Here is a 20038-nt window from a genome sequence, read left to right on the forward strand (position 1 = left end):
TCCGCAGCGGTTGCCAGTACTTCGAAAGGCGTAAAGTTTGCTACGTTTAGTTAAACCCACAGCGGAAAAAGAACGATGAAAAAATACCGGCTTAGCGACGAAACGCGCCTCTGGCATGGAGAGTATAACGGGGAAAAGTTTGGGGTGACCCTGCGCCAGCTTATCGCCCTGCGCGATTTTAGCGATGTCCCGTCCGGCGCCCGGGGCGGCTGGGTGGAGGATGAAACGGCACTCTCCCAGGAGGGGTTATGCTGGATCTACGACGAAAACAGCGTGGTTTTTGCCGGCGCGATCGTCCGGGATAATGCCCGCCTGACGCAGCCCTGTGTGGTAAGCCACGACGCCTCCATAAGCGGCAACGCGTGGCTCGACGCCGCGCAGGTGAGTCACCATGCACAGATAAGTGACAACGTCACTGTTCAGCATTCGATGGTGCGCGGCGAGTGCCGCATTTTTGGCAATGCCCGCATCCTGCACAACAGTACGGTGATTGCCGCGCAGGGCATGACTCCTGACGCGAAAACGCTGCTGCAAATCTATGACAACGCCACCGTAATGCACTCCCGGGTGGTGCATCAGGCGCAGATTTACGGTAACGCCATGGTCAGCCACGCCTTTATCGAACACCGGGCCGAAATTTTCGATAACGCCCTGCTGGAAGGCAACGAGGTTAACGACGTCTGGGTCTGCGACTGCGCCCGGGTATACGGCGACGCCCGCCTGCTGGCAGGGATGGAAGAAGATGCTATTCCCACCCTGCGCTATGGCTCGCAGGTCTCAGGCCGCGCGGTGATTGAGGGGAACTGTGTGCTCAGGCAACATGTGCGGGTCGGCGGTGAGGCGCGGCTCTCCGGCGGACCCATCATGCTTGACGATGGCGTGGTGATAGAGGGACGCGCCCGCATCAGCGGCAATGTGCTGATCGAGCATCAGGTGGAAATTACCGACGACGCGGTTATTGAAGCCCTGGAGAAGGAGAGCATCCACCTTCGGGGGGCGAAGGTGGTCAACGGCGAGACGCGTATCACCCGCACGCCGCTGCTGGGGGCGCTATAGCCGGACGATCTTCGCCCAGGTGTTGACGTCGTGAAACTCCCCGTGGAGGTACTCCGCCTCTTTGAGGCACCCCTCGAGGGTAAAGCCGTTACGTTGCGCCACCCGGTTGCTTTGCAGATTGGCCACCCGCGCCTTGATCACAAAACGGCGCACCTCGCCCCGCTCCGCGTAGTAGCGCATAAAGGCCTGCAGCGACTGCGACAGCAGCCCCTGCCCCTGGCAGCCCTTATCGATCCAGTAGCCGATATAGCCCGTTTTATTGACGGGCTCGATGGCGTTAAACGAGAGTACGCCCCTCAGCGCCTCGTCCTGAAAAATCAGGAACATTTTGGCGTAGCCGCGCGCGTGCAGCATCTGGTTACTCTGCACGTTGCGCCGGGTATCCTCTTCGCTGCCAATATGCTGCGCCCAGTCAAAGGCGCTTTGCAGCCAACTGCTGTTTTTCACGACCAGCGCGTGCAGGTCGGCGGTGTAACGGTCGTCGACGGCGCGCAGTTCGATGCGGTCGTTGACGGGGATGATCTCAGATTCGGTCGTAGCCATAACCCCTCCCGGTAGCTTCCCCCCTGCGGGGAGAAGCGGTACAGATTAACGCATGATCCTGTCGTCGACGTAATTACGTTTGTCCGGCGCAGGCGGGAAATATTGATAGAGCCATGTTTCACTGATCGCCTCGCCCTGACAGCGCAGAAAGAGCCGCATCTCCACCGGGTCGGTGGCGTCAGAGGTGGGATACCAGTCAAACAGGATCCTGTAGCCGTCGAACGGCTCCACGTACAGAATCTCCACCTGTCTCGCTTCGCCGCTGGAGAGTGTAATGACCGGCTCGATCCCTTTCGGCGCGGCCGCCTTCAGATCGCCGCCGACAAAATCAATGGCGAAGCGGCGCGCCCAGACTGTCGGGTAGTGTTCGCCCGGCGCCCAGCCTTCCGGAAAACCGCCCATACCGGTGCGGGTGGCGTAAACATTGGCCAGCGGGGAACGTACCGGCGGCTTCGCGCTCCAGTAAAGCCGATAGTTAAAGGAGAGCGAATCCCCCGCCTTCACCGGTTTTTCCGGCTGCCAGAAGCAGACCACGTTATCGAGCGTTTCGCCCGTGGTGGGAATCTCCATCAGCGAGACGGTGCCCGCCCCCCAGGCGTTACGCGGCTCGACCCACAGGCTCGGGCGCTTGTTGTACCAGCCCATCACATCCTGATAGTGAGAAAAGTCGCGGTCGAGCTGCAGCAGACCAAAACCTTTCGGGTTTTTATCCGTAAAGGCGTTGAACTGCAGTTTCTGCGGATTATTGAGCGGACGGCAGATCCACTCCCCGTTACCACGCCACATGGCCAGACGGTCGGAGTCGTGGATCTGCGGGTGAATGGTGTCGCACATCCGGCGTTCGTTATTGCCGCAGCTGAACATGCTGGTCATCGGCGCGATGCCGAGCTGTTTGATATCCCTGCGCGCGTAGAGGTGGTTATCCACTTCCATCACCACCTGATTTTTTTCACAGTGGATGATGAATTTATAGGCGCCGGTGATGCTCGGGCTGTCGAGCAGGGTATAGACGGTAAAGGTGGTGTCGCCAGGCTTCACCGTCTCAAACCAGAAGGCGGAAAAGTCAGGAAACTCTTCCGGCGTATCGGTAAAGGTATCGACCGCCAGACCACGGGCGGAAAGGCCATACTGGTAAGTATCATCCACCGCGCGGAAGTAGCTCGCCCCGAGGAAGGAGACCACATCCCGGCGCGCCAGTTCTGGCGCCTTAAAGGCGCGGAAACCGGCAAAGCCTAAATCGCTCAACCCCTCCAGCTGACGGGTATCGACCCCCGTCCCTTCGTAGCTGAAAAGCTCCGGACGGAAATGGATTTCCCGCGCCTGCTCGGTGGCCGGATCGAGAGAGAACATTCGCACGCGACGGCGAAAGCCCATCCCCATATGGAAGAACTGCACGTCAAGCTGCCGCCCTTCGACATTATTCCATAAAGACTGGCTGGCGTCGTAACGGATGGCGTTATAGGCCTGCGGCGTCATGGTCGCCAGCGTATCGGGCAACGGACGCGGCGCGCCGCCCCAGGGCTGCTGCGCCAGGTCATGCGCCATGGACTGCAGCACGGAGAAGTCAAAACGACGGCTCTGACCGTCGGCGATATCCGATTCGGCGGCAAAGGCCGCGCGGGAAAAGAGCGTCGAAAATCCGGCGGTGCCGCCCAGCGCAGCGACAGCCAGTGAGCCCTGTAAAAAACGTCTGCGGTTCATGCCAAAAACCGTCCTTATGGTCGTGTGAATGAGTTTCGCGGCCAGCGAGAGGAGCGGCACGAAAGAACGCACAGCCTAAACAAAAACGGTTAAAAATCCAATTGTTGACCGGAGATAATCTGAGCAAAGCGAGAAATATTTTCTGTCGACCGGACTGGCCTGAAAGCGGGGTAAAGTTATGTATAAAAATCCGGGCAGAGGCGCCTGCCCGGGGTGATTTATTTCACGCGGACGTCGATGCCCGGGAAATATTTTGCAGCGAGTTTATCGATGGTGCCGTCGGCGCGCACTTTCTCAATCGCCGCGTCAAGCTGTTTACGGGTAGCCTCATCCCCCTTACGCAAGCCAAAGCCGATGCCGCTGCCCAGAATGGTGTCGTCAGAGACCGGCTTGCCGATAAAAGCAAACCCCTTACCCTGTGGCTTGCTGAGAAAGCCCGCCTGCCCGGCGGCGGACATCACCAGCGAGGCGTCGATACGCCCGTTGAGCAGATCGCCCCACGCCATGTTCTGATCTTTATAAGAGACGACGGTAACGCCCTGCTTCTCCCAGTGCTCTTTTGCGTAGGTCTCCTGGATGGAGCCCTGCAGCACGCCGATGGTTTTTCCTTTCAGCCCCTCAGGGGTCGCTTCCATGCCGCTGCCCGCCTTCCCCACCAACTGTGAGGGAATACGGTAGATCGGCTGGGTAAAATCGATGCTCTGGCGACGCTGGTCGGTGATATTCATCGCTGAATTGATGGCGTCGAACTTCTTCGCCATCAGCCCCGGGATCAGGGCATCAAACGAGGTTTCCACCCAGCTGCACTTCAGGGCCGCGGCCTGGCAGATCGCCTTGCCGAGATCGATATCAAATCCTTCCAGCTCGCCTGCGGCGTTGCGGCTTTCAAACGGGGGATATTCCGCTTCCACGCCGTAGCGCAGCTCGGTGGCGGCAAAAGTGGAGAAAGAACACAGCAGTCCCATGCCGATTAACGCGTTAATTTTCATCGGAGGCTCCTTAGCGGGGTTTTACCTGGCACAGGGCGTGCGCGCCTGCCCGTAATGTCGCCTCATCTTTGGCAAAAGAGAGACGAATCAGTTTATTGTCAGTTCCGTCGGTATAAAAGGCCGACAGCGGAATGGTGGCCACTCCATACTCGACGATCAGCCGCTGCACCAGCGCGCTGTCGCTCTCCTCGCTGAAGTGGCTGTAGTCCGCCAGCAGGAAGAACGACCCCGCCGAGGGGAGCAGCCGGAACGGGGAGTCAACAAGCAGGCTCTGCAGCAGGTCGCGCTTGCGCTGGTAAAACGCGGCGAGCGACAGCCAGCTCTGCGGATCGGCCATCTGTTCGGCAAACGCGTACTGCATCGGCGTATCGGCAGAGAACATCAAAAATTGATGCACCTTGCAGATCTCCTCCATCAGCTCCGCCGGGGCGACGCAGTAACCCACGCGCCAGCCGGTGACGTGATAGGTTTTGCCAAAGGAGGAGACGATGACGCTGCGTTCCGCCAGCTGTGGATGGGTGGCCATACCGTGATGCGCCGCGCCGTCAAAGACCACATGCTCGTAGACTTCATCCGAGAGGATAAGGATATCGGTCTGGCGGGTGATCGCCGCCAGCTCGGCCAGATCGTGCGCCGACAGCACCTGGCCGCTGGGATTGTGGGGCGTATTGATGATAATCATCCGGGTGCGCGGATTCACCGCTGCCCGCACCTCCTCCCAGTTAACGGTAAATTCGGGCGCATTCAGCTTAATGGCGACCGGTTTCGCCCCCTGCAGGCGGACCACCGGGGCATAGCTGTCAAAAGAAGGCTCAAAATAGATCACCTCATCCCCCGGATGAACCAGCCCGCTGATGGCCGCGTAGAGCCCTTCGCTGGCGCTGGCGGTGACCAGCACCTCCCGGTCGGCGTCGTAGCGAGTACCATAGAGGGTGGCGATTTTATCGGCGATGCGCGTTTTAAGCGCCTGCAGGCCAGTCATCGGCGCGTACTGATTATGCCCCGCCGTCATCGCGCGGGTGACGCCTGCCACCAGCCCGGGATCGCAGGCGAAATTGGGCGCGCCCTGAGAAAGATTGATAGCGTTATGGCGAGCGGAAAGTTCTCCGATGACGGTAAAAATGGTGGTACCGACGTCGGGAAGTTTGGAGCGGGTTTGCACCGGTGTACGCAGGGTCATCATCGTTCCTTCTGGCGTTGTCATTGCATAACTATTCATGCAATATCCCGCAAGCCACGACAACCGAATTGTTGTCATAATAGCCATGACAAAAAAGCATAGCTGGAGAAACCATGTCGCGCCGCAGCTTCCCTCACAACACCGTCGACGCTTTTCTGGTCACCGCCCGTTATCTCAACCTGACCCACGCCGCGAAGGCGCTCTGCCTGACGCAGGGGGCGGTGAGCCGCAAAATTGCCGCGCTGGAGAGCTGGTTCGGCTTTGCGCTTTTTGAGCGCCACGCGCGCGGGCTACGCCTCTCTCCGCAGGGCAGCGCCCTGCTGCCGGAGCTGCAGGCGGCCTGGGAGCAGGTGATGACGGTGGCAGAACAGGCCCGCGCCCAGCAAACGGTAGTGCGCCTGAAAGCGCCCACCTGCGCCATGCGCTGGCTGATCCCCCGCCTGCTACAGCTAGAGCAAACCCTGCCCGAACTGCAAGTCGCGCTGACCACCACCACCGATCACGGGGTGAATTTCAAAACCGAATCCTGCGACGCGGCGATCGTCTTTGGCACCCAGCTGAGCGCAGGCGATCTGCTGTTTGAGGAGGCGCTGACGCCGGTGATCGCGCCGTCGCGTTCAACGGAGCCGCTGGAGAGTCTCACCTTTTTACACCCGACGCGGGACAAAACCGACTGGTCGCTCTGGCTTGCCAGGCAGCCTTTGCCCCCGCTCGCTATGCATAAAAATCAACACTTCGATACCATGGATCTGGCGATTACCGCCGCGATCCAGGGGCTGGGCATCGCCATTGCCGATGAAACGCTGGTGGAAGAGGATATCCGCAGCGGACGGCTGGCGCGCCCTTACGCCAGCAGCGTCCACACCGGCGCCAGCTACCGGCTGATGTTGCGGGAGTCCGCAGAGAAAAAGAGCGCGCTGGCGGCGTTTCGCGACTGCCTGCTTAATCCAGGGTAACGTGCTGCTTCATTACCCGCCGGAAGAGACTCATCCGGGCGCGCATGAAGCGGTTTTCAAGGCGGAATCCCGCATGTTTATTCAGGCCGATACGGAGCAGTACGTCCCGCCCGCGCCGACAGGCGGGCCAGCGCGTCGGTCCGTGCAGCGCATCGTGCTGAGGGCCGGCGTGACGGGCAAACTCCGCCCAGTAATCCGCCACCTGCGAGGCGAAGGCCAGGTCGCGCTCGTTAACATACTGGCGCGACGGCTCAATCTCCCCCAGCGTATCAAATACATAAGGCACCTCGTTACCGTGCCAGGCGCCGTGGCGGTAAGTCTCATGCTCCGCTTCCGCCACATAGTCAAACCAGTAGCGCCAGCAGGGTTGCCCCACCCGCTGCTGGGCCTGCATTACCACAAAACCCATCGTGGTGAAGGCCATATCCCGGCAGACCTGACGCCCCAGCTCCTCGTCCCCTTTCACCCTCGGGTAGAGCAGCCGGATAAGCCCCAGGCCAAAGCGCCGCTCCCGACGCAGCTTGCGGATCTGCCCGGCGAGATCGATACCAAATACCGCCATCACGCTCGCCTCATCGCTGTTGGAGCCAATCATCACCGGAACAGGATGGTGGCGGGCGGCCAAAAAGGTCTCCAGCATCGGTTCCGGCAGCACGCAGTCACCGGCAATCGGCGTGGGCGCCACGTTCAGCGGCGCGGTCAGCGGCCAGAATGCGTCGGCGGGGATCGCCCGCAGCTGCGCCGCTGTCGCCTGCTCCAGACCAAAATGGCGTGCCAGCGCCTCCCCCTGCCTGAGCGCCCGCTCGCGGGGGGTATCGGGCAGGGTATAGCCGCTCTGCACGATCGCCTTATGAAACAGCCCTTTCGCCAGCGGAGAGGCCATTAACGACAGGACGCTGCGCGCCCCGGCGGACTCGCCAGCCAGTGTGACGTTATCCGCATTCCCGCCGAAGGCGGCGATGTTGTCCCGCACCCACTCCAGCGCCGCGATCTGATCGCGCAGCGCGAAGTTATTGACCGGGCGCTCCTCTTCCCCTTCCAGCGCCGGGTGGGCGAAAAAGCCCAGATGCCCCAGCCGGTAGTTAAGGGTGACCACAACCATCTCACGCCGCGCCAGCGCTTTACCGTTGTAGGGCGGCAGCGCGCCCGCGCCGATGGTAAAGCCGCCGCCGTGCAGCCAGACCATCACAGGCAGCGAGCCGGAGCGGTTAACCGGCGACCAGACGTTCAGATAGAGACAATCTTCAGAAAACTCGCCGGGATCGCCGCCCCCCAGCATCCGGCAATATTCGCCGCTTTGCCAGCTGGAGGCGGAGCGGACCTGCGCCTGGCGCACCCCTTCCCAGGGCTGCGGCGGCTGAGGTGAACGCCAGCGCAGGGCGCCGGTGGGCGGGGCGGCGTAGGGAATGCCGTACCAGACGTGAATATCCTCTTCGGTAGAGCCCATTAACGCGCCGTGGCGCGTCGTGACAAACGGGAGACGGGGGTTTTCCATAGCAGCTCGCTTTTTTCCTTCACACCCCAGCAGAGTAGCGCGTTCAGAGTAAACCGCAACGTCGTTTACTTCGGTTCTCCGCCTCTTCGTAGAGGGTAAATTCATCATAAACCGGACAGCCGAGCGCTGATTCAAACGCTTCCCGGCTGGCGTTGCCGTGGCTGCGCCCCTGAGTTTCATTACCAAGGTTGGACTGAAAGATCCCCGCGGCGCTCACCGGCAGAAAATCTTCATAGATGATGGGCTGCGCCACCACCCAGCCCCGTTCAATCAGCGGCTGCGGATCGTCACCGGGGCGAAACGCGTGACGGTGCGCTTCGCCTGCGGGAGTGAGCCGGTAGCGAAACCAGGCCAGCCCCTGTCGGCGTAAGAACATTTCGCTGTCAGGAAAGGCCTTAAACACCTCCTGCAGATGGAGCTGATGGGTAAGGTTATCCTTGCCGGTGCCCGCCCCGGCTAACAGATGGTCATAGAGTTCGCGGCCTTTCGGCGTCAGCGCCACCCCGCGCTGTTCAATTTCGCCGAAACGCGCCGTGTGGGTACCCTGCTCCTCACCTGCAAAGCGTACCGGCTCCTCCAGCGCCTTAAAGCTGGTCTGGCGCAACAGGATCGGCACCTCCCGGCGCGGCGGCCCTTCAATGACAATTTTGGGTTCAATACCATATTTCGGCATTAGCGCCTGCACCTGGTCGATATCAAGCGTGCGTGGCGTCAGGTGGTTGATATGGCAGCCCGGAAAACAGACCACGTCGGCGATCAGACGGTGCTCGCGATGCAGCGCCTGATAGGTTTCACGATCGACCGTGGCATGGCGATGCCAGCGAAACGTCTCCAGCGCTTCCTGAACAAACTCGCGCGCCTGCGCGTCGGTAAACTCTCCTTCGCGCTCATAGAGGTCGATAAGTTCAAGGCAGCGAGGGGTAAATATGGTCCGGCGGGCAAGGATTTGCCTCGCCTTTTCGCGCAGGGCCTCGCTTTCGATCAGCTCCAGGCGCAGCAGCGAGGTAAAGACGCGAAACGGGTTGCGGCAGAGCGCCGCATCGTCAATGGGGCGAAAGGCGGTAGAGTGAACCGGGACGCCCGCCTGGGAGAGATCGTAATAGCTGACCGGATACATCCCCATAATCGCGAACATGCGCCGCAGCGTGGAGAGTTCCTGCTCAGTACCCACGCGAATGGCGCCGTGACGCTCCACGTTGAGACGCGCCAGTTCGTCCGCATTGACCAGCTGTTCATGTAACAGCGGATTGTTTTCCAGTACCGCCAGATTCACATCCGCCACTAGCTCCAGTAGCGTGCCGTACTGCGGTACTTCCTGCTGGTACATCGCCGACATAGCCTGCGAAAAATGTTCCCGAATATCATCAGCCGTGATGGTGTTCGCCATGATGTCATGCCTCCAGTGAATATTACGAGGAGTGTAGAGAAGGCGGTGAAGGGCGTGGGGAAGAATTTAGAATTTGTGATCCGCACAGGTTCACGGGCGAGGCACCCTTCACCTGCTCATGACGCGCGAAACCGCTTGTAACTCAAATAGATCAAATGTTAAATATATTTTGCTATCAAGTTATCATTATTAAACATCTTTTCTTGTCAGCCGCATCGCTCTGTTTTAAACATCGCCTATGGAAAAAAATGGTTTATTCAGTCAGCGCATACGTTTGCGTCATTTGCATACTTTCGTGGCCGTCGCTCAACAGGGAACACTGGGGCGCGCGGCTGAAACACTTAACCTTAGCCAGCCCGCCCTCTCCAAGACCCTGAACGAACTGGAACAGCTGACCGGCGCGCGTCTTTTCGATCGCGGGCGTCTGGGCGCGCAGCTCACCCTCGTCGGGGAGCAGTTTCTGACCCATGCGATAAAGGTGCTCGACGCGCTCAATACCGCCGGACAGGCGCTGAACCGAAAAGAGGATCGCGAGGCGGATGTGGTGCGCGTCGGCGCGTTACCCACCGCCGCGCTGGGCATTCTCCCTGCCGCCATCGGGCAATTTCACCGGCAACAAAAAAGCGCCACCCTGCAGGTGGCGACCATGAATAACACTATGCTGCTGGCCGGGCTGAAAACTGGCGAGCTGGATATCGGCATCGGCCGCATGTCCGACCCGGAGCTGATGGCTGGCCTCAACTACGAACTGCTTTTTCTGGAGTCGCTGAAGCTGGTGGTCCGTCCGGATCATCCGCTGCTGCAGGATACGGTCACCCTGAGCCGGGTGATGGAGTGGCCGGTGGTGGTCTCTCCGAAGGGGACGGTGCCGCGGCATAACGCCGAAGTGTTACTGCAGATGCAGGGCTGCCAGCTGCCGACGGGCTGCATTGAAACACTCTCCGCCTCGCTTTCCCGCCAGCTGACGGTGGATTATGACTACGTCTGGTTCGTCCCGTCCGGGGCGGTAAAAGAGGATCTCCGCCGGGGTTGCCTGATCGCGCTCCCCGTCGCCTCTCCGGGCGCAGGTGAGCCAATTGGCATCCTGACCCGCGTGGACAGCCCGCTCTCTCCCGGCGCGCAGGCGCTGCTCAGCGCCATTCGCAAAGCCATGCCCCTTTAACCTCTTACCCGCCCGTCGTCATGACGGGCGTCTGTTCCTGCTCATTCAAATAGTGCGAAAGCATCCATTAACATTTGCGCAAAACAATTTAACAGATTTATCATATCCGCAAATTCACCATTTGGTTCATTACAAATCTTTATGGCTGGATTTTAATCGATAAACCGCGGCTTTTGCCGACTGTTTGAGCTTTTCCCTCGCACAATGTTATCCATATGGTACATGGCCTGCATATCCTGCCGGGCGTGCGAGGGCGTTTAAGGAGAGAGAAATGGCATTTGGTAGCGCGCCACGCAGGATTGCACGATTCCTGCAGTGGCTTCTTGCCGGACTAATGACGATCGTCGGTCTGGCTGTGGGCGGGCTGGGCTTTAAGCTCGTTACCGTCGGGGGGAGTTCTTACTTTCTGATCGTGGGTGTAGTCATGGTGATTTCCGCCATGCTCATCTTTCTCAACCGCGCCAGCGGGATCGTACTCTACGCGCTGGCGTTTATCGCCTCGCTCGTCTGGGCGGTGAACGATGCGGGCTGGGATTTCTGGCCGCTCTTCTCCCGCCTTTTCACCCTGGCGGTGCTGGCCTTCCTCGCGGCAATCGTCTGGCCCTTCCTGCGCGCGGCCAATACGCAGGGGCCGGTAAACAAAAAACCGGCCTTTGGCGTGGCGGCGCTGCTTGCGGTGGCGATGCTGGTCAGCCTCGGCTGGATGTTTAAGCCGCAGACGCTGGTGGCCGCCAGCGAGCCGGTGCCGGTGAAACCGGTCGCCCCGGGCGAGGCGCAGAAGAACTGGATGCACTGGGGGAATACCACCCACGGCGACCGTTTTGCCGCGCTCGATCAGATCAACAAGCGGAACGTCAGCGAGCTGAAGGTGGCCTGGATCGCCCGGACGGGGGATATCCCCGAGAGTAACGGCTCCGGCGCGGAGGATCAGAATACCCCGCTGCAGATCGGCGATACGCTCTATGTCTGTACCCCCTACAGCAAGGTGCTGGCGCTGGATGTCGACTCCGGCAAGGAGAAGTGGCGTTACGATTCGAAAGCGACCGCGCCAAACTGGCAGCGTTGCCGCGGGCTGGGCTATTTTGAAGAGAGCCATAACGTGACAACGTCACCTGCCGCTCAGCCCCCCGCTGCCTGCGCGCGCCGCCTCTTTCTGCCGACCACCGACGCCCGTCTGCTGGCTATCAACGCCGACAACGGCAAACTCTGCGACGATTTCGGCAATCACGGTGTCGTCGACCTTAGCGTTGGCATGGGCGAGGTGAAACCGGGTTATTACCAGCAGACTTCCACGCCGCTGGTGGCGGGTAATGTGGTGGTAGTTGGCGGACGGGTGGCGGATAACTTCTCCACCGACGAGCCGCCGGGCGTGGTGCGCGCTTACGACGTTCATACCGGCAAGCTGGCCTGGGCCTGGGATCCGGGCAATCCCCAACTGACCGGTGAGCCGCCGGAGGGCCAGAGCTATACGCGCGGCACGCCGAACGTCTGGTCAGCCATGTCTTACGACGCGAAGCTCAACCTTATCTATCTTCCTACCGGCAACGCCACCCCCGACTTCTGGGCAGGCCAGCGTACCGCGCTGGATGATAAATACAGCTCCTCCATTGTGGCGGTGGACGCCTCGACGGGTCAGGTGCGCTGGCATTTCCAGACCACTCATCACGACCTATGGGATTTTGACCTGCCTTCCCAGCCGCTGCTCTACGACCTGCCGGATGGCAAAGGCGGGACCACCCCGGTGCTGGTGCAGACCAGCAAACAGGGGATGATCTTTATGCTCAACCGCGAAACCGGCGAACCGGTGGCGAAGGTGGAAGAGCGACCTGTCCCGGCGGGCCATGTGGAGGGGGAGCGCTACTCACCCACCCAGCCATACTCCGTGGGTATGCCGATGATCGGCAACGAAACGCTCACCGAATCGGATATGTGGGGCGCCACGGCTGTGGACCTGCTGCTCTGCCGTATCCAGTTTAAAGAGATGCGTCATCAGGGGGTCTTTACCCCGCCGGGTCTCGATCGCTCTCTGCAGTTCCCCGGCTCGCTTGGCGGGATGAACTGGGGCAGCGTCTCGGTCGATCCCAACAACAGCCTGATGTTTGTTAACGATATGCGTCTGGGGCTGGCGAACTATATGGTGCCGCGTGAGAAAGTGGCTAAAAACGCCAGCGGTATTGAGATGGGGATCGTCCCGATGGAGGGAACGCCGTTCGGCGCCATGCGCGAGCGTTTCCTCTCCCCGCTCGGCATTCCCTGCCAGAAGCCGCCGTTTGGCACCATGTCCGCCGTCGACCTGAAAACCGGGAAGCTGGTCTGGCAGGTGCCGGTGGGCACCGTGGAAGATACCGGTCCGCTGGGGATCCGCATGCATATGCCGATTCCGATCGGCATGCCGACGCTGGGCGCTTCTCTCGCTACCCAGTCGGGGCTGCTCTTCTTTGCCGGCACCCAGGATTTCTATCTGCGGGCGTTTGATACCGCCACCGGGAAAGAGATCTGGAAAGCGCGTCTGCCGGTGGGCAGCCAGTCGGGGCCGATGACCTACGTTTCGCCTGAAACCGGCAAACAGTACATCGTCATCAATGCGGGCGGGGCCCGTCAGTCACCGGATCGCGGCGATTATATTATCGCCTATGCGCTGCCGGATAAGCCGTAAATATAAAAGGGACCATCTGGTCCCTTTTTATTGTCTGCTGCGACTCAGAACGTTTCCCAGTTATCCCCGGAAACCGCAGCGGCAGGACGCAACGGCGCGCTCTGAGCCACAGAGGCTGAGGAGAGTACACGGCTGGTCGATGCAGGGCTCAGACGAAAGGCGCCAACGGCTTCGGTCAGACGTGCCCCCTGCTCCTCCAGCGACGCGGCGGCGGCGGAAGCCTCCTCCACCAGCGACGCATTCTGCTGGGTCACTTTGTCCATCTCAGAAATCGCCTGGCTCACCTGGACGATGCCGCGGCTCTGCTCATCGGAAGCGGCGGCAATCTCCAGCATAATATCGGTGACCCGTTTCACCGCTTCGACAATCTCATTCATGGTGTTACCGGCGGCGACCACCTCCCCGGAACCCTGATCGATAAGGGCTACCGACTCGTTGATAAGCCCCTCAATCTCTTTGGCGGCATTGGCGCTGCGGCTGGCGAGCGTGCGCACTTCACTTGCGACCACCGCGAAACCACGCCCCTGCTCCCCGGCACGCGCCGCTTCCACCGCGGCGTTCAGCGCCAGAATATTGGTCTGGAAGGCGATGCTGTTAATCACCGCGGTGATTTCTGAGATCTTTTTCGAGCTGGTGGAGATATTACTCATGGTATTGACCACGCCGGAGACCATCTGGCCGCCGCGGCTCGCTTTACCGGAGGCATCTTTCGCCAGCTTGCTGGCATGGTGGGCGTTTTCCGCGTTCTGTTTCACCGTCGCCGTGAGTTGCTCCATGCTGGCCGCCGTCTGCTCAATGGCCGCCGCCTGCTCTTCGGTGCGGGATGAGAGATCGGTATTCCCCGCGGAAATTTCACTGGTGCCTCGATAGATCTCCTCCGCCCCCTGACGCACCGTACCCACGGTCGTCACCAGGGAATGCTGCATCGTTTGCAGATCGCGCGTTAAGCGGCCAATTTCACTGCGTCCGGCCAGGTCGTCCGGCAGCGTCAAATCCCCCTTCGCGATATGTTCTATCCGGCGGGCGGCGCGCTGCAGCGGATTAATCACCGTTCTGCGCAGCACAACAAAGGTCAGAATGGTCAGTACCAGCGCGAGGCCGAAGGCGCCAACCATAAACATCAAACCCAGCCGGGTGCGGTGATGCGCCTGGTCAGTCAGCAGGGTGGCGCGGTCGGTGCGGATTTTAATCGCCTTCAGCAGAATGGCGTTATAGGCGTCATCCAGGGGGCGCGCCGTCTCGTTCTCGTGGTTGATAATCGCCTCAAACATACCGTTTTTGGCAAATTTCAGCATCGGCTGCATCCCGGCGATATAGGCGTCGTAGCGGGCTTTCAGTTCGGCGTCCAGCGCCTCGTCGGCTGGTGTGCGCACGGCGCGCTGCATATAAGCGGCGAAACTGGCCTGCGACTGGCTGATGCGCTGCTCCGCCTCAGTGATGTTCTGCTTCATCGCCTCCATCTCGGCGATACGGCTGGCGGCGCCGGCGTGGATCAGGTTAATACGCGCGGTGCGAAGGTGGTTTGAGCTGTTGGACAGCCCCATACGCACCTGCAGCTCGGCGGTGACATCCTGCTGATCGGTATCGGCCTGCAGCAGAAAATAACCAGCCAGGCCCGAGCTCAGCGCAAAAAGTAAAATTATGCCGCCGAGAATAGAGGAAAACAGCGGAACCAGCCGGATATGATGCAGGAAACTGAGCTTGTGCTGGCCTTGCAGTGTAGTTGTGTCCATGACCGTCGACTCTCTTATAGGTAAGATGCGTAAAAACACGCCTGTAAAGAGAGTCATCGGCACGGCGGAAAATTAGCTTACGGCAAAAAGCGCCAGGCAGGTCACACTTTAGAGAATAATCGTCAGAAGAGGCCAGCGGCGGACGCCGCTGGCAGAATAATCAGTTGTCGCCGAAATGAATGACGGTGCGGATCGATTTGCCTTCGTGCATCAGGTCAAAAGCTTCGTTGATCTGCGCCAGCGGCAGACGGTGGGTGATGAACGGATCGAGCTGAATCTTGCCCGCCATCGCCTCTTCCACCATACCCGGCAGCTGGCTGCGCCCTTTCACGCCGCCAAACGCTGAGCCGCGCCATACGCGCCCGGTAACCAGCTGGAACGGACGAGTCTTGATCTCCTGGCCCGCTCCGGCCACGCCGATGATGATGCTTTCGCCCCACCCTTTATGGCAGCATTCCAGCGCGGAGCGCATCACGTTAACGTTGCCAATACATTCGAAGCTGAAGTCCACGCCGCCGTCGGTCATCTCGACAATCACATCCTGAATCGGACGCTCGTGATCTTTCGGGTTAACAAAGTCGGTCGCGCCCATCTCTCCGGCCAGGGTGAATTTCTCCGGGTTGGTATCGACTGCAATAATCCGGCCCGCCTTCGCCTGTACGGCGCCCTGAATCACCGCCAGTCCAATGCCGCCCAGCCCAAAGACCGCAACGGTATCGCCCTCTTTGACCTTCGCCGTGTTGTGCACCGCGCCGATACCGGTGGTGACGCCGCAGCCCAGCAGACAGACCTTGTCCAGCGGCGCCTGGGGGTTTACCTTCGCCAGCGAGATCTCCGCGCAAACGGTGTATTCGCTGAAGGTGCTGGTGCCCATGTAGTGGTAAATCGGCTCGCCGTTGTAGGAGAAACGGGTGGTGCCGTCCGGCATCAGCCCTTTGCCCTGAGTGGCGCGTACCGCCTGGCAGAGGTTGGTTTTACCCGATTTACAGAATTTGCATTCGCCGCATTCGGCGGTATAGAGAGGAATAACGTGATCGCCCGGCTTCAGGCTGGTAACCCCTTCGCCCACTTCCACTACCACGCCCCCGCCTTCATGCCCCAGTACCGCCGGGAAAACCCCTTCAGGATCGTCTCCGGATAAGGTAAAGGCATCGGTATGACAGACGCCGGTATGGGTGATTTTAACCAGCACTTCCCCTTTTTTGGGCGGCGCGACGTCGATTTCGACAATCTTCAACGGCTGGCCGGGGCCAAACGCGACTGCTGCACGTGATTTCATCTTCTGTTCCTTAATTTGTTGCCACTCATTTATTTTAGATAAGCGCGAAGCAGATGGCTGACTTCCGCCATACGAACCGCACGCTGATCGGGGGTGGTTTCCCCGCTGACCAGCTCATCTTTAAGGTGAATCTCTACCATCTCGCCCATCAGACCGGTGGCCGCGCCGCGCACGGCGGCGATCTGCTGCAAAATGGCCAGACAGGATTCGCCAGACTCCAGCGCACGTTCAAGCGCCGCCACCTGCCCCTTGATCCGGCGCACGCGGGTAAGAACACGTTTTTTATCTTCGGGTGAATGCGGCATACGCCCTCCTGATACTATAGGGGGTATAGTAACCTGAGATTAATTAATTGTAAAATTTTGGTTACCATTTATTTTCAACAGCAACTCTTTTTAAGGACGTTCGAATAGATAATTGTGCGCGATGCAATTTTTAAACACACGGGGAAATCAGAAATGGGGTAGCAAGATAATAAATGATGGTACTCAACTCATTCTGAACAATGTCGCGCAAAAGGTAACGCTTATTACAGAAAAAAGTTCAGCTAACACCGTAATGCGTTAAATATACTGGTAAAACACAGCCAGCCAAAAATCCGGGAGCCTGCCGACATCAGCCAGGCCCCGGTAATCACACAGCAGAACGTTTTTATTGCACCCTTTTTCCGGGGAGGCGAATTATTAGCGATAACCAACCTCTTGTCATGGTTATTTTTCACCATGATTTTTATAGCACTTAAGCAAAATCATGTAATTAAAGCCCCGCTTAACAACGATTTTTTGTCAGCTTACGTCAGTTTCAGGTCGTTTAAGGGGTTAGCGGCCCGTTTTAGCCGCTTCATGGCTTCAGATTGCTCTTAAAAAGAGTTTTTTTAGCAGCATGATCGCCCTGCTGGCCCTGACCAGACGGCAGATGAACATGAAAATTCGGTAAAACTCGCGTTTGCCCGCAGAGAAGCAGTCAACTTCGCCCCCGCCTAACTTCCTTAAATACAACGATATATTCTTATAATTTTATCCGGATATATCTCATGATATATCGCAGATAATTCCGCGTGATGGTTTCGAAATAGCGAATTTGACTATTTCACCGTTCGGTCTAGATTTATTTGTGCACGCGGTTCGGATAACAGGATGCCTGTCCGAATATATCTTTACTCTTAACGGGAGAATATCTGATGACTCAACATCGTGGTGGTTCCGGTAATTTCGCAGAAGACAGGAAACGTGCCTCTGAAGCGGGTCGTAAAGGTGGCCAGCGGAGCGGCGGCAACTTCAAGAACGATCCGCAGCGCGCCTCGGAAGCGGGTAAAAAAGGTGGCCAGAACAGCCGCCGCAGCGGGAGCGCCGGAGAGTAACCGATAGCATGACCTCTTTCGCCCGAACAGCCTGCGAGCGAAAGAGGTCACCCGATACATCGCACTGAATATAAGCGGGGGATTTATGCTTTATAAACAGAAGCGGGTAAGAAACGTGCTTGTTAATAATCGAACCAGTGACGATCTGGGATGGGTCATTATGGAAGAGTGCGAAAGGAATCGCTGGGAACGCCCCGGACGCGTAATGACCGTCATTAACAATGACGAAAGCAGCGATGACACCGAACTCAAGCTCGACAGTATTCAGAGCTACCTGGTCACGACCATGGCAAATCGCGACCAGTAATCAATAGCCATTCCGTTCTTAGTGTGTGTTGCCTCGCCCGGCCTTTTGCCGGGCATTTTTTTAGCTGTCGTTTAGCGACGCAGCGGTTTCCCTGCCGTCTCCCTGGCCCGCAGGATTGTCAGGAAGGTGATCAGCGCCGCTCCCATCACATAAAAAGCCGGAGAGAAAGGGTTCCCGGTCGCCGTCAGCAGCCAGGCTGAAAACCAGGGGGTGATACCGCCAAAAAAAGCCACCGCCACGTTATAGGCAATCGACATTCCACCGTAGCGAACAGAGGTCGGGAAAAGCTCCGCCATCGCCGCATTGCAGGCGCCGTCAAATGCCGCGATAAACGTCCCTAATACGATCATGGCCGCGACCGCAGAGAGCATATCGCCCCGCGCCATCAGCATCAGCGCCGGATAGGTAAAAAGAATAAATCCTGCGCAGCCCGCCAGCATCAGCGGCTTTCGCCCCAGCTTATCGGAGAGATGGCCCATAAAAGGGACCATCACAGCGATGGCGAACAGGCCGAGCGTGGTAATGGCGTAAGCATCCAGTCGGGAGTAGTGCATTTCGGTGGCGAGATAGCTCGGCATAAAGGTCTGCAATATCCAGTGTCCCACCGCCTTAATCACCACAAAGCCGGTACAGAACAGCAAGGCCCCCCACGCGCTGGTCACCGCCGTGCGCAGCGGCGCGGCCTCCGTCTCCCCTTTACGGGCCACCTCGCTAAACTCAGGGCTCTCCTCCAGATGCGTTCGCAGATAGAGCCCCACCAGTCCCAGAGGGCCGGCAATCAGAAAGGGGATGCGCCATCCCCACGCGTTCATATTGGCCTCCCCCAGCGTGGCGGTAAGCAAAAACACCAGCCCGGAGCCAGCGACAAAGGCCATAAAACCGAAGTTATCGATCCAGCAGGTGAAGTAGCCGCGCCGCTCTGTGGGGGCATATTCGGCCAGGAAAGTGGTTGCGCCTGAGCTTTCGCCCCCCGCGGCAAACCCCTGCACCAGACGGGTGATCACCAGCAGCACCGTGGCGGTAATGCCGATCTGCGAATAGCCTGGCAGCAGTCCCATCACAAAGGTGGCGCCGGAGGTGAGCAGAATTACGGTCGCCAGCACCCGCCTGCGCCCGATGCGATCTCCCAGGGAGCCGAACCAGAGCCCCCCCAGCGGGCGCATAACAAAACCGGCACCAAAGACCGCAAACGAGGAGAGCAGCGCCACCGCGGGATCTTCCGCATGAAAGAAATGGAGGCCGATAATTGCAGCCAGCGTACCGTAAAGGCCGAAGTCGAACCACTCCACAAAATGTCCGATACCGGTCGCGAGCAATACTTTTCTTAATTTACGCACGGATGTCATCTCGCTGACAGCGGCAGAACCGTCCAGTGATTGATGGGGTGAATTTACCATACTCTCTCCCGTCTGTTGCCTCTGTCACGAGCGCAGGGGCAGTAAAGAAACCGAGTCGATTGCGTGTTTCTATAATAGATATACTTTTTGCCCACCCGTACGATTTATCGGCAACAGGAAGAGAGAAGTGTGAGCTGTCACGTCATCTTGCGCTGAAAGCGCGAAAAAGATCACAAAAACCGCTGCACAGGCAGCGGCGTGAAACGGTCAGGTCCGTTTTTTCGGCATCATGCGCAGGAGGGTGTTGTCCTTCCAGATATAGTGATGCAGCAGCGCCGCCAGCGCATGCAGGCCAATCACTACATAGCCGAGGTTCGCCAGCGTGACGTGCCAGGATTTGAGCCAATCCACCCGCTCAAAATTACCCTCGGCGGCGTGAGGCATCCCCACCCCGAAGGCGTACCAGTCGTTACCGCGACTGTACATCATCACCAGCCCTATCAGCGGCAGCGCGATAAACAGCAGATAGATAACGAGGTGGCCAAGATGGGCCATACCGGTCATCATCGCCTTCGGTTTGGGCGTGATGGGCGGGGCGGGATATTTCAGGCGCAGCAACAGGCGGGTGACCATCAGCACCAGAATCGCGATGCCGCAGGAGACGTGGATCATATTAATTGTGGGTCTGGCGCTGCGGGGGAAAAAGCCACGAAACTCCATGGCGCAGTAGGCCACAATGACCAGCAGAAAAACCAGCCAGTGGATGCCAACCTGCAGGCCGGTATATTTATTGCGCATATCATTTCCTGAATGAATACTTAAAACAGGGAAAATAGCGGGCTTTTCTTAAAAATTCATTAATTATTCTCTCTGCTTTTCAAAAAGGTATCGCATCCC

General features: G+C 58.8%; 17 protein-coding genes. 6 read left to right on the forward strand and 11 right to left on the reverse strand.

Annotation, left to right across the window (positions count from 1 at the left end; genetic code table 11):
* Positions 1–75: 75 nt before the first annotated feature.
* Positions 76–1056: a YdcK family protein gene (gene ydcK / locus BN3796_RS15140; RefSeq protein ID WP_061709181.1), complete on the forward strand. Its 981-nt coding sequence runs from the start codon at positions 76–78 to the stop codon at positions 1054–1056.
* On the opposite strand, the gene rimL is transcribed toward ydcK, so the two are convergent.
* From rimL to BN3796_RS15160, 4 genes are all read right to left on the reverse strand, one after another.
* Positions 1051–1599: a 50S ribosomal protein L7/L12-serine acetyltransferase gene (gene rimL, locus BN3796_RS15145; RefSeq protein ID WP_061709182.1), complete on the reverse strand. Its 549-nt coding sequence runs from the start codon at positions 1597–1599 to the stop codon at positions 1051–1053. The genes ydcK and rimL overlap by 6 nt on opposite strands.
* A 45-nt stretch (positions 1600–1644) precedes the next feature.
* A complete protein-coding gene (locus BN3796_RS15150) occupies positions 1645–3300 on the reverse strand; it encodes a glucan biosynthesis protein D (RefSeq protein ID WP_061709183.1) in 1656 nt (551 codons plus the stop codon).
* Between the two features lie 218 nt (positions 3301–3518).
* On the reverse strand, positions 3519–4289 hold the full coding sequence (locus BN3796_RS15155) for an ABC transporter substrate-binding protein (RefSeq protein WP_061709184.1): 771 nt from the start codon (positions 4287–4289) through the stop codon (positions 3519–3521).
* 10 nt (positions 4290–4299) lie between these two features.
* Positions 4300–5469, reverse strand: a complete 1170-nt coding sequence (locus tag BN3796_RS15160) for a methionine aminotransferase (RefSeq protein WP_061709185.1) — start codon at positions 5467–5469, stop codon at positions 4300–4302.
* Positions 5470–5582: 113 nt separating this feature from the next.
* Between BN3796_RS15160 and BN3796_RS15165 the strand changes: the two genes are divergently transcribed.
* Positions 5583–6425 (forward strand): LysR substrate-binding domain-containing protein, encoded by an 843-nt coding sequence (locus BN3796_RS15165; protein WP_061709186.1) that lies wholly within the window; start codon positions 5583–5585, stop codon positions 6423–6425.
* On the opposite strand, the gene BN3796_RS15170 is transcribed toward BN3796_RS15165, so the two are convergent.
* Positions 6412–7920 (reverse strand): carboxylesterase/lipase family protein, encoded by a 1509-nt coding sequence (locus tag BN3796_RS15170; RefSeq protein ID WP_061709187.1) that lies wholly within the window; start codon positions 7918–7920, stop codon positions 6412–6414. The genes BN3796_RS15165 and BN3796_RS15170 overlap by 14 nt on opposite strands.
* Positions 7921–7963: 43 nt before the next feature.
* Positions 7964–9307, reverse strand: coding sequence for a 2-oxoadipate dioxygenase/decarboxylase HglS (hglS, locus tag BN3796_RS15175; RefSeq protein ID WP_061709188.1), 1344 nt, complete (start codon positions 9305–9307; stop codon positions 7964–7966).
* A gap of 238 nt (positions 9308–9545) precedes the next feature.
* Here hglS and BN3796_RS15180 point away from each other — a divergent pair, with 238 nt between their 5' ends.
* A complete protein-coding gene (locus BN3796_RS15180) occupies positions 9546–10469 on the forward strand; it encodes a LysR substrate-binding domain-containing protein (RefSeq protein WP_061709189.1) in 924 nt (307 codons plus the stop codon).
* 271 nt (positions 10470–10740) lie between these two features.
* Positions 10741–13125: a membrane-bound PQQ-dependent dehydrogenase, glucose/quinate/shikimate family gene (locus BN3796_RS15185; RefSeq protein ID WP_061709190.1), complete on the forward strand. Its 2385-nt coding sequence runs from the start codon at positions 10741–10743 to the stop codon at positions 13123–13125.
* A gap of 44 nt (positions 13126–13169) precedes the next feature.
* Here the strand turns inward: BN3796_RS15185 and BN3796_RS15190 are convergent, their stop codons facing one another.
* From BN3796_RS15190 to BN3796_RS15200, 3 genes are all read right to left on the reverse strand, one after another.
* Positions 13170–14858: a methyl-accepting chemotaxis protein gene (locus BN3796_RS15190; protein ID WP_061709191.1), complete on the reverse strand. Its 1689-nt coding sequence runs from the start codon at positions 14856–14858 to the stop codon at positions 13170–13172.
* A gap of 160 nt (positions 14859–15018) precedes the next feature.
* Positions 15019–16137 (reverse strand): S-(hydroxymethyl)glutathione dehydrogenase/class III alcohol dehydrogenase, encoded by a 1119-nt coding sequence (locus BN3796_RS15195; RefSeq protein ID WP_061709192.1) that lies wholly within the window; start codon positions 16135–16137, stop codon positions 15019–15021.
* A gap of 29 nt (positions 16138–16166) precedes the next feature.
* Positions 16167–16442, reverse strand: coding sequence for a metal/formaldehyde-sensitive transcriptional repressor (locus BN3796_RS15200; RefSeq protein WP_061709193.1), 276 nt, complete (start codon positions 16440–16442; stop codon positions 16167–16169).
* 875 nt (positions 16443–17317) lie between these two features.
* Here BN3796_RS15200 and BN3796_RS15205 point away from each other — a divergent pair.
* Positions 17318–17497: a con-10 family general stress protein gene (locus BN3796_RS15205; RefSeq protein ID WP_061709194.1), complete on the forward strand. Its 180-nt coding sequence runs from the start codon at positions 17318–17320 to the stop codon at positions 17495–17497.
* A 115-nt stretch (positions 17498–17612) separates the two neighbouring features.
* Positions 17613–17804: a hypothetical protein gene (locus BN3796_RS20295; RefSeq protein ID WP_238379233.1), complete on the forward strand. Its 192-nt coding sequence runs from the start codon at positions 17613–17615 to the stop codon at positions 17802–17804.
* A gap of 71 nt (positions 17805–17875) precedes the next feature.
* Here the strand turns inward: BN3796_RS20295 and BN3796_RS15210 are convergent, their stop codons facing one another.
* Together BN3796_RS15210 and cybB are read right to left on the reverse strand one after the other, a co-directional pair.
* On the reverse strand, positions 17876–19201 hold the full coding sequence (locus tag BN3796_RS15210; protein ID WP_081430672.1) for an MFS transporter: 1326 nt from the start codon (positions 19199–19201) through the stop codon (positions 17876–17878).
* A gap of 207 nt (positions 19202–19408) precedes the next feature.
* Positions 19409–19939, reverse strand: coding sequence for a cytochrome b561 (gene cybB, locus BN3796_RS15215; protein ID WP_061709196.1), 531 nt, complete (start codon positions 19937–19939; stop codon positions 19409–19411).
* Positions 19940–20038 lie beyond the last annotated feature (99 nt).

Source organism: Pseudenterobacter timonensis (genome assembly GCF_900021175.1).
In the GTDB taxonomy this organism is placed as follows: Bacteria; Pseudomonadota; Gammaproteobacteria; order Enterobacterales; family Enterobacteriaceae; genus Enterobacter; species Enterobacter timonensis.